This window comes from Bradyrhizobium sp. UFLA05-112 (genome assembly GCF_053572325.1).
Genome location: NZ_JBANBK010000031.1, coordinates 77,812 through 87,976 on the forward strand (window position 1 = coordinate 77,812; position 10,165 = coordinate 87,976).

At 64.2% G+C, this 10,165-nt stretch carries 8 protein-coding genes; 6 read left to right on the forward strand and 2 right to left on the reverse strand.

The window, feature by feature from the left end; translation table 11 throughout:
- Positions 1–39: 39 nt before the first annotated feature.
- The 5 genes from SO180_RS19650 (at position 40) to SO180_RS19670 (ending at position 6,687) form a co-directional block, all read left to right on the forward strand.
- A complete protein-coding gene (locus tag SO180_RS19650) occupies positions 40–1,311 on the forward strand; it encodes an HlyD family secretion protein (RefSeq protein ID WP_449380487.1) in 1,272 nt (423 codons plus the stop codon).
- The gene (locus SO180_RS19655; RefSeq protein WP_449380488.1) at positions 1,308–3,242 is read left to right on the forward strand and encodes a glycosyltransferase; all 1,935 of its coding nucleotides are present in this window, start codon (positions 1,308–1,310) and stop codon (positions 3,240–3,242) included. Before SO180_RS19650 ends, SO180_RS19655 begins: the two co-directional genes overlap by 4 nt.
- Positions 3,243–3,322: 80 nt before the next feature.
- Positions 3,323–4,624 carry a lytic murein transglycosylase gene (locus SO180_RS19660; RefSeq protein WP_449380489.1) on the forward strand — a complete coding sequence of 434 codons (1,302 nt, stop codon included), beginning with the start codon at positions 3,323–3,325 and terminating at the stop codon, positions 4,622–4,624.
- A gap of 257 nt (positions 4,625–4,881) precedes the next feature.
- Positions 4,882–5,385 (forward strand): DUF1993 domain-containing protein, encoded by a 504-nt coding sequence (locus tag SO180_RS19665; RefSeq protein ID WP_449380490.1) that lies wholly within the window; start codon positions 4,882–4,884, stop codon positions 5,383–5,385.
- Between the two features lie 198 nt (positions 5,386–5,583).
- On the forward strand, positions 5,584–6,687 hold the full coding sequence (locus SO180_RS19670; protein WP_449380491.1) for an alkene reductase: 1,104 nt from the start codon (positions 5,584–5,586) through the stop codon (positions 6,685–6,687).
- 180 nt (positions 6,688–6,867) lie between these two features.
- Here SO180_RS19670 and SO180_RS19675 read toward each other — a convergent pair whose 3' ends face one another.
- On the reverse strand, positions 6,868–7,911 hold the full coding sequence (locus tag SO180_RS19675) for an aromatic ring-hydroxylating dioxygenase subunit alpha (RefSeq protein WP_449380492.1): 1,044 nt from the start codon (positions 7,909–7,911) through the stop codon (positions 6,868–6,870).
- Positions 7,912–7,921: 10 nt separating this feature from the next.
- Positions 7,922–9,124 carry an ABC transporter substrate-binding protein gene (locus tag SO180_RS19680; protein WP_449380493.1) on the reverse strand — a complete coding sequence of 401 codons (1,203 nt, stop codon included), beginning with the start codon at positions 9,122–9,124 and terminating at the stop codon, positions 7,922–7,924.
- A gap of 151 nt (positions 9,125–9,275) precedes the next feature.
- Between SO180_RS19680 and SO180_RS19685 the strand changes: the two genes are divergently transcribed.
- Positions 9,276–9,983, forward strand: coding sequence for a TetR family transcriptional regulator (locus tag SO180_RS19685; protein WP_449380494.1), 708 nt, complete (start codon positions 9,276–9,278; stop codon positions 9,981–9,983).
- Positions 9,984–10,165 lie beyond the last annotated feature (182 nt).

A 10,165-nucleotide genomic window follows, 5' to 3' on the forward strand; every position in this document is an offset into this window, starting at 1 on the left:
GCCAGGAATTCGGATGCAAGGAGTTCGGATGCCAGGAGCTTGCAGCAGACGCTGCAGGAACGCCTGTTTGCCGATGAGGAACATCCGCAGGAACCGGCCGTCCGGATGGAGGGCGCGGAGCCGGCGTCGCACTGGCGGTATTTGTGGCGGGGCTTGAAGATCGCAGCAGGCCTTGCCGTGATTGCGGTGTTCGGCTGGCTGCCGCTACGCGCCATGCTGCAGAACTCCAGCGTCGAAGCCGTGCTGAACTCCCGCCTCGTCACCCTGCGTGCGCCGATCGGTGGGCGCATCATCGCAGCCTCCGATCCCATCAAGGATCGGGCTCGGCTTGATGCCGGCGCGGTCGTGCTGCGCGTGGTCAACCCGCGCGGTGATCGTACGCGACTCGATGACCTCCGGCGGCAGAAATCGCGCCTGGAAAACGAGCGGCCGTCGCTTGCGGCCAAGCTGGCCACGGCACATGCAGCACAGCAGGACCTCGCGCGGCAGGCCGAGCAGTTCAAGAATGGACGCGTCCTGCAGCTCGAGGCACGCATCGCCGAGATCCAGACCTCGATCGAGGCAGCAGCGGCGCGGCGCGAGGAAGCGAGCGCAGCGGTGGATCGCGCCTCGTCATTGTCGAAATCCGGCAACATCTCCACGGTCGAGCTCGCCCGGCTGACGCGCGAGCTCTCGGTGGCGCAACAGACCGAGCTCGGTGCGCGCAAGCGGCTGGATGCGGCCAAGGTCGAGCTGACCGCGGCGCAAAGCGGCTCGTTCCTCGGCGACAGCTACAACGACCGGCCGAGCTCGGTGCAGCGCGAGGAGGAGATGCGCCAGCGTGCCAAGGACCTGGAAGCCGATCTGATGCGTATCGATACGGAGGTCGCCTGGCTTGCGAACGAGATCATCACGGAGGAGATCCGCTTCACCGATCTCTCCGAGGCCAACATCAAGACGCCGGTCACAGGCCGCGTCTGGGAGATGATGACCTCGCCGGGCGAGGATGTGCAGGCGGGCCAGCCGTTACTCAAGGTGCTCGATTGCAGCGGCGCCGTCATCACCGCCAACGTCACCGAGAGCGTCTATAACCGCCTGCAGCTTGGCGACCACGCCACCTTCGAGCCGAATGACGGCGGCGAGCCGATCTCCGGCACCGTTGTCAACCTGACCGGCTCGGCCGGTGCGCCCGCCAATCTCGCCATCAATCCCGATGCGCTGAACAAGGAGCCCTATCGGGTGACGGTGGCCCCGGCCGATGCGGCCGCCCGCGACTGCACGGTCGGCCGGACCGGGCGGGTCGTCTTTGGCCGGAACGAGACCACGCCATGATGGCGGCACTGGCGCCCGGCTTTCTCGCGCTCGGCGCCTTCATGGCGATGGTGCCACTTCTCAGGCGTGACAACACGCTGGCGCGCTCGCTTTTGACCGGCGTGTCGTTCGTCCTCCTGCTGCGCTACTTCTACTGGCGCGTCACCAAGACCCTGCCTCCACCCGGGCTGACCGCGGATTTTTTCTTCGGCTATCCCTTCATGCTGGCCGAAGCGGCCTCGCTGGTCGCGGTCGCATTGTCGCTTCTGTTCCTCAGCCGCACCACCTGGCGCACCACCGAGGTCGATAGCCGCGCCACCGATCCGAAGGCGCCGCTGATCGACGTCTTCATCTGCACCTACAACGAGGAGCGATCGATCCTCGAGCGCACCATCATCGGCGCGACCGGAATGGAGTACGGCAATTACCGCGTCTGGGTGCTCGACGACGGACGCCGGCTGTGGCTACGGCACCTCGCGGGCGAACTCGGCTGCCACTATCTCACGCGTCCCGACAACCGCCATGCCAAGGCGGGCAACATCAACCACGCGCTGAGGCATGTCGGCGCTCTGCCGGAACGGCCGGACTTCATCGCCGTCCTCGATGCGGACTTCGTGCCGCGACCGGACTTTCTCGCGCGGACCATCAGCCTGATGGAGGACGCAACCGTCGGCGTGGTGCAGACGCCGCAGCATTTCATCAATCCCGATCCGATCCAGACCAACCTCGCCGCGTCAGACGTGTGGCCCGACGAGCAGCGCTTCTTCTTCGACATCCTGATGCCGGCCAAGGATGCCTGGGGCGTCGCCTTCTGCTGCGGGACCTCGTCCCTGATCCGCTATGCCGGGCTGATTCAGATCGGCGGTTTCCCGACGGACTCGGTGACGGAGGATTATCTCGTTACGTTGCGCCTGAAGGAGCGCGGCCTCAAGACCGTCTATCTCAATGAGCGGCTGACGATCGGGCTCGCGCCGGAAGGGCTGAAGGAATACATCACCCAGCGCGGCCGCTGGTGTCTCGGCTTCATGCAGATCGTGCGCGGCCGCAGCAGTCCGCTGTCGCGGACATCGAAGCTGACGCTCATCGACCGGCTCTCGCTGGTCGATGCCTTCATGAGCTGGACGACAGTCTACTTCGCCAAGATGTTCGGGCTGGTCGTGCCCTGGCTGTTCCTGCTGTTCGGAATCAAGGCGGTGCAGGCGGACCTCGCCGAACTCTTGCACTTCTTCCTTCCGTTCTATGTCTGGCATGGACTGACGATGGCCTGGCTGTCGCACGGCCGTTCGCTTGCCATGATGACGGATGTGTCGCAGCTCGTGGCGGCGCCCGCGGTGCTGAAGGCCGTCACCACGGGCCTGCTGAGGCCCAAGGGGCACAAGTTCAAGGTCACTGCCAAAGGCGGCGACCGCGACAAGAAATTCGTCGAATGGCCGCTGCTGCGGCTCTATGGCACCGCGCTTCTGATCACGCTCGCGTCAATCGGCTATGCCTTCATCCTGCATTTGCGCGGCGAGAGCATTGCCTATGGCGGCCTCGCGCTGGCCTGGAGCCTCTACAACGCGTTCATCCTCACCGTCGTCTGCTTCGTCTGCATCGAGCAGCCGCGCAAGCGCAAGGCCGAACGCTTCGTCCGCAACGAGGCCATCCTGTTGCGCCAGGGCGGCACGTCGCACCTCGCCCGACTTGCCGATATCTCGATCACCGGCGCGCGACTGATCGATCCCGCCCCACCTGCGATCGGCAGCGCGATCGAATGCCAGATCTATGGCCGTTCCATCGCCGCCACCGTGGTGCGGCGGACCACGGACGGCTTTGCCGTGCGGTTCGAAGAGGGCATGGACACGCGCGTGCACGCGGTCCGGGCGTTCTATGCCGGCGAATATGTGCGCGCCTATCGCGGCATCAAGGCGTTGCCCGTCGGGAAAGCCCTGATGTTGCGGTTGTTCGGCTAGCGGCAACGGGGTGGCGCGAGGCCGGCTCTTCACCTAAACTTCGAGAGATTCCTCTCGCCCTTCCCGCTGCCGGAAACCCTATGCTCCAGACCCGATTCGCGATCGCGGCCGTCACGCTGCTCGCACTCTCCGCTACCGCTTCCGCTCAGTTGTTGCCGCCCCCCGGAAAGCCAGCGGCGGCAAAGCCGGTAGCGCCCTCGCCGCGCGCGGCCTCGTGCCACAATGGTGCGAGCTTCGACCGCTTCCTGGCCGACGTGAAACAGCAGGCCATCGCCGCGGGCGTGTCGCAGCACGCGATCGCGGAAGCCTCGCCTTACCTCGTCTACGACCAGGGCATCGTCAACCGCGACCGCGGCCAGCGCGTGTTCGGTCAGCTCTTTACCGAATTCGCCGGCCGCATGGCCGCGACCTATCGCATGCAGAACGGCCAGCAGCACATCAGGCAATACGCTGCGGCGTTCGCGCGGGCCGAAAAGGAATACGGCGTGCCGCCGGCGGTGATCGCTGCGTTCTGGGGACTGGAGAGCGATTTCGGCGCCAACATGGGCAATCTGCCGACGCTGAAATCGCTGGTGTCGCTGGCCTATGACTGCCGCCGCTCGGAGATGTTCGTGGGCGAGACCATTGCGGCGCTCAAGGTGATCGACCGCGGCGATCTCACGCCCTCCGAGATGATCGGCTCCTGGGCGGGCGAGCTCGGGCAGACGCAGTTTCTGCCGACGCATTACGTCAACTACGCCGTCGACTATGACGGCGACGGAAGGCGCGATCTGCTCCGCAGCGGGCCGGACGTGATCGGCTCGACCGCGAACTACATCGCCAACGGGTTGAAGTGGCGGCGCGGCGAGCCGTGGCTGGAAGAGATCAAGGTGCCGGCAAGCTTGCCGTGGGAGCAGACTGACCTCTCGGTGCAGCAGCCGCGCTCGAAATGGGCGCAACTGGGCGTGACCTATCCCGATGGCCGGCCGCTGCCGAACGACAATCTCGCCGCCTCCGTGCTGCTGCCGATGGGGCGGACCGGGCCGGCCTTCATGGCCTATCCGAACTTCGCGGCCTACACCGAGTGGAATAATTCGCTGATCTATTCGACCACCGCCGGTTACCTCGCCTCGCGCATCGCGGGCGCGGCTCCCATGCGCAAGCCGGGGCAGCCGGTGGCGCAACTGCCGTTCAACGAGCTGAAGGAATTGCAGCAGCTCCTGGTGCGCGCCGGCTTCAACGTCGGCAAGGTCGACGGCGTGCTGGGCCAGCAGAGCCGCAGTGCCGTCAAGGCGATGCAGATCAAGTACGGCCTGCCCGCGGATTCCTGGCCGACGGCGGAGTTGCTCGCGCGCATGCGCGGTGGCACCGCGCAGGCACAGCCGGCGGGCGTGGTGCGGTAGGACTCTACTCGCAGTCATGCCCCGCAAATGTTTAGTCCGGGGACATGGCTGACACCTGTTCGGACACATCGCTGACAGGTTGGCCATTGGTCAAGCCGGGCGATGACGGCTGGAGAGAGCCGCACGAATGCATCGCAAGTCTATGCGGTAGAATTTTTGGCCTGCAGTTGGGGATTCGGCGATTGTATTCTGCTGCGATGCTCCCATCTCTTGGGACCAGGATACTTCCTGACGTCCCAACGAGAAGAGAGCATCACATGTCCTTTTATGACGCCGTCGTCCCAGCCTATCTGCAGATGCTGAACAGCCTCACGGGCCTGCTCGCCAAGGCGGAGGCCCATTGCGCGGCGAAAAAGATCGAGCCCGGCGTGCTGATCGGATCGCGGCTTTTTCCGGACATGCTGCCGTTCGGCAAGCAGATCCAGCTCGTCAGCGACTTCGCGGCCAAGGGCTGCGCGCGGCTCACGCACACAGAGGTGCCGTCGATGCCGGACACCGAGACGACGTTCGCAGAATTGAAACAGCGGCTGGCCAGGACGATCGACTTCGTGAAGGCGTTCAAGCCCGAGCAGTTCGAAGGCGCCGATGCCAAGGAAGTGACCTTCCCTGCCGGTCCCGACCGCACCGTGACGCTCAAGGGGCAGCAATTTTTCAGCTCGGTCTCGCTGCCGAACTTCTATTTCCATGCCGCGACCGCGCACGGGATTTTGCGCCACAATGGTGTCGAGATCGGCAAGCGCGATTTCCTCGGCATGACCTGAGATTTGCGATCCATTTTTTCCGCGGCACGGAGATCAACTCCGCTGCCGCGGACGAATTTGCAGAAAAACTCATCTCTTTAGGCATCTTCACCGACCCTTCGCGCAGCTCGCCTGCGCTTTCGGAATGGCTCCGCCCTTGCACGGGGTGTGGCGATGCACAAGTGTTCACCCACCCGTCCACTGCTGGAAAACATTCCCATGAGCCATCCGACCAAATTGTTTGAGCCCTATAAGCTTGGCCCGATCTCGCTGGCCAACCGCTTCGTGATGGCGCCCCTGACGCGCAATCGCGCAGCGCCCGGGACTTTCGTGCCGAGCCTGCTTGCGGCCGACTACTACGGTCAGCGCGCCTCCGCCGGGCTCCTCGTCACCGAAGCAAGCCAGATCTCCCAGCAGGGCCAGGGTTATCAGGACACGCCCGGCATCTACTCGAAAGACCAGGTCGCCGGCTGGCGCAAGGTGACCGATCGCGTGCATGAGCGCGGCGGGCGCATCTTCATCCAGCTCTGGCATGTCGGGCGCATCTCGCACACCGCGCTGCAGGCGAATGGCGGCGCGCCGGTCGCGCCAAGCGCGATCCGCGCAAAGGGCAAGACCTTCGTCAACGGCACCTTCGCCGACGTTTCCGAGCCGCGCGCACTCGAGCTCGCCGAAATTCCAGGGATCATCGACGATTTCAAGCGCGCCACGAAGAATGCGCTGGAGGCCGGCTTCGACGGCGTCGAGATCCATGGCGCCAATGGCTATCTGCTCGACCAGTTCGCGAAAGACGGCGCCAACAAGCGAACCGACGCTTACGGCGGCTCGATCGAGAACCGCGCGAAGCTGATGCTGGAGGTCTCGAAAGCCGTCGCCGCCGAAGCGGGCGCCGATCGTACCGGCATCCGCATCTCGCCGGTGACGCCGGCGAACGACATCTCCGATTCGAATCCGCAGGCGCTGTTCGACCACATCGTCGACGGGCTCAATGCGCTCAAGCTCGTCTATCTGCACGTCGTCGAAGGCGCGACCGGCGGCCCGCGCGACTTCGCGCCGTTCGACTATTTGGACCTGCGCAAGCGCTTCTCCGGCACCTACATCGCCAACAACGGTTATGATTTCGAGCTGGCGACGAAGGTGCTCGAAACCGGCGCTGCCGACCTCATTGCGTTCGGCAAGCCGTTCATCTCCAACCCCGACCTCGTCGAGCGGTTGAAGAAAAACGCGCCGCTCAACGACTGGGACAAGAACACGTTCTATGGCGGCGGCGCCAAGGGCTACACGGATTACCCGACGCTGGAAGCCGCCGACGCGGCGGAGTAGCGTTCGCTTGCACCCCATCCTCCGTCGTTGCGAGGAGCAAAGCGACGAAGCAATCCAGACTGCCGCGGAAAGACCCTGGATTGCTTCGCTTCGCTCGCAATGACGATGTGGTTGCAGGGTGCGCTCGCAGGAAAGAAAAAAGGCCGGGATCGCTCCCGGCCCGCTTGCGCTGCTTTCCGCTTACGCCGATGCGCGGGTTTCTGCTTCACCTGCCACCATCCGCTCGACGATACGGCGCATGCGTTGAGGAGCGGCGTCGATGGCGAGACGGATGGGCTTGGCGTTGGGCCGCGCCTGCGCGACCTCCTCGATGCGCTCCAGGATTTCCTTGTCCTCATTGAAGGCGATCCGGAAATCCGCGTGTAGGCGCTGATCGACGTCGGTATCGTCAGGCGCGAAGTTGCGGACGTGCAGCCAGTGGTCGATGCAGATCCTGTCATCGACGGGCGTAATGAAATGGCAGGCGAAGATCCGCAATCCCTTGCCGCGGTCCTCGGGATTGGCGATCGCGCCGGCATCGGCACTGCCGAAATCGATCACCGCGATGCAAGGCGCGACGTAATCATAGTAGTGCCAGCGATCGACATGTCCGCGGAAATTGCCGTACTTGGCAAACAATGGAATCGGTGGCGCATTCCGGATCCAGCGCCAAACCAGCACGCCGGTCTCGCTGAACGTATGTTCGACCGGAATGTCCTCGCTCGCGGAATTGCCGAGTGTCGAGAGGTGCACGAAGCTAACATGGGCGGGGTCGCAGAGGTTGTCGGCGAGGTTGAGATAGTTGGTCCCGATCCGTAGCGCGTCGCCCTCCGCCGCGTGCCAGCCGGGCTGGGCGAACTGCGGCAGGTCATAGATCAGCGAGGGGTCCGCCCGGCTGGGGTCGCCGGGCCAGATCCAGACCAGGCCCATCTTCTCCCGAAGCGGATAGGACGGAACGCGCGCATTCGGCGGAATCACCGGCTGGCCGGGAATGCGGATGCAACGGCCGTCCGAACCGAAGGTCATGCCATGATAGCCGCACTCGATGGCATCGCCCTTGAGCTTTCCCATCGACAGCGGAGCCAATCGGTGCGGACAGGCATCGTCGAGCGCAACGACGTCGCCGGCCTCGCTTCGATAGACCACGAGGTCCATGCCGAGAATGCGGTGGCGCGACAGCTTGCGCGTCACGTTGCGCGACCAGGTGAGCGGGTACCAAATGTTGCGCGGAGCGAGCAGGGTCATGGGACGGCCCCTAGTTCTTCAGCTTGGCGAGCACTTCGGTATCGGTCGGCTGGTACTCGGCGCCATCGACATAGCGCCAGTCGACCATCACGCCCTGGCCGTCACGCACGGCGAGCTTGCCGATATAGACCCCCATGGTCGATTGATGATCGATCGCGCGGAAGGCAATCGGGCCGACGGGCGTATCGAGCTTGAGGTGCTCCATGGCCTTGATCAAATCGTCGGGCTTGGTCGAGCCGGCGGTCTCGATCGCCTGCGCCAGCACCAGCGTATTGATGTAGCCGATGAGAGCGCCAATGTTCGGCGGTTCCTTGAAGCGGTCGAGATAGGCTTTCAGGAACGCGTCATGCGCCGGGGTCTTGATTTCGCTCCAGGGATAGCCGGTGACCAGCCATCCGGCCGGTGCTTCGTCCTTTAGCGGTGCAAGATACTCGGGTTCGCCCGTGAGAAGGCTCACGACCGGCCGGTTGGCGAAGGCGCTGCGCGTTGCCCCCTCGCGTACGAGCTTGGCGAGATCGGGTCCGAATGTCGCGTTGAAGATCGCCTCCGGATTGTCCGCGGTCATCGCCTGCACGACGGCGCCGGCGTCAATCTTGCCAAGCGGCGGCCACTGTTCGGAGACGAACTCGACGTCGGGTCTCAGGCGCTTCAATTCGCGCTTGAAGCTCGCGACGGCCGCCTGGCCGAACTCGTAATTTGGTGCAATCGTCGCCCAGCGCCGCGCCGGGAACTTGGCGGCTTCCTGGGCCAGGATGGATGCCTGCGTATACGTGCTCGGCCGCAGCCTGAACGTATAGCGATTGCCCTTCTCCCAGATCAGCGCGTCGGTTAGCGGCTGCGAGGCGAGAAAGAACATCTGCTTCTGTCTGGCAAAGTCGGCCACCGCGAGCCCGATATGAGACAGGATCGTCCCGGTCAGAAGCTCGACCTGCTCGGCGTCGACGAGTTGCCCGGCCTGCGTGATGGCAACGTCGGGCTTGCCGGCGTCGTCACGGGCGATGATCTGGAGCTTGCGGCCGAGAGCGCCGCCCTTGCCGTTGATCTGATCGCGGGCGAGCTCCCAGCCCTGTCGGTAACCGCGCGTTCCGATCGGCAGCGCCGAATAGCTCGATATCTCGCCGATCCTGATGGGAGGCAGCTCTGCGGCCGGCGCGCCCGATACGGCTGCCAGCCACCCAAGTACGACCAGTTTCACTGCACCTGACAGCCGCATGCGTCCTCCGTGACGGGACCAGTGAATGTATGTAGTACTTACTACATAACGAACACCCGCCCTGCCGGATTGTCAACGGGCAAAAAAGCGGCGGGACTTGCCAAAAAGCAGGCAGACCTCATCCTGCCGGTTGTGATTCCGAGGGTCCGCAATGGCGAATGAAACTGATGTGTCCAGGCGCGAGCCGGCTTCGCGGGTCAAGGCGGGTGCCCGCCGCAGGACGCCGGCGAAACCCGGCCGGCGGACACGCACGCCCGATCAGACGCGCGAGTCCCTGCTGCGCGCGGCGGTCGCCGAGTTCGCCCGCGAGGGCTATGGCGGTGCACGCGTCGACCGCATCAGCAAGGCAGCCAAGAGCAACGACCGCATGCTCTATTACTACTTCAAGAGCAAGGAGAAGCTGTTCCATCAGGTCATCGAGCACTGCTACGCCGACCTCGTCGCGCGCGAGGAAGCGCTCGAGCTCGACTTGTCGCGGCCGCGCGAGGCACTCGCCGCGCTGGTCGCGTTCAACTGGAACTACTACTGGGAGCACCCGGAGCTACTCAGCATCCTGGCGTCGGAGAACCTGTTCAAAGGACGTCACGTCAAGAACAACATCCGCCGAAGCTTTGCCAACTCCCAACTCGATATGCTGGGTCGCCTGATCGAAAGCGGCAGCAGCCGTGGCGAGTTCAGGCCGGACTGCGACCGCTTCCACCTCTATTTGTCGATCCTGTCGCTCACCTATTTCTACCGCGCCAATCTCTACACGCTGTCGAACTATATGCAGATCGACCTCGCCGAGGATGAACGACGGAGCGCGTGGCTCGCGCATGTGCAGGCGGTGATCGAGGACATGGTGCGGCGACGGGAGTGACGGTGCTACGGGCCCAGCGATGGCAGCGAAAATCCAGTCCGCGTGTCCCACAACTTCGTCACTGCGAGCGCAGCGAAGCAATCCAGACTCTCGCCGCGGAAAGACTCTGGATTGCTCACATGGGGAGTTGGTGTGTCAAGGTGGTTGGTCAGCTCTTTGTTCGATTGCAGGCCAGCTCTTCG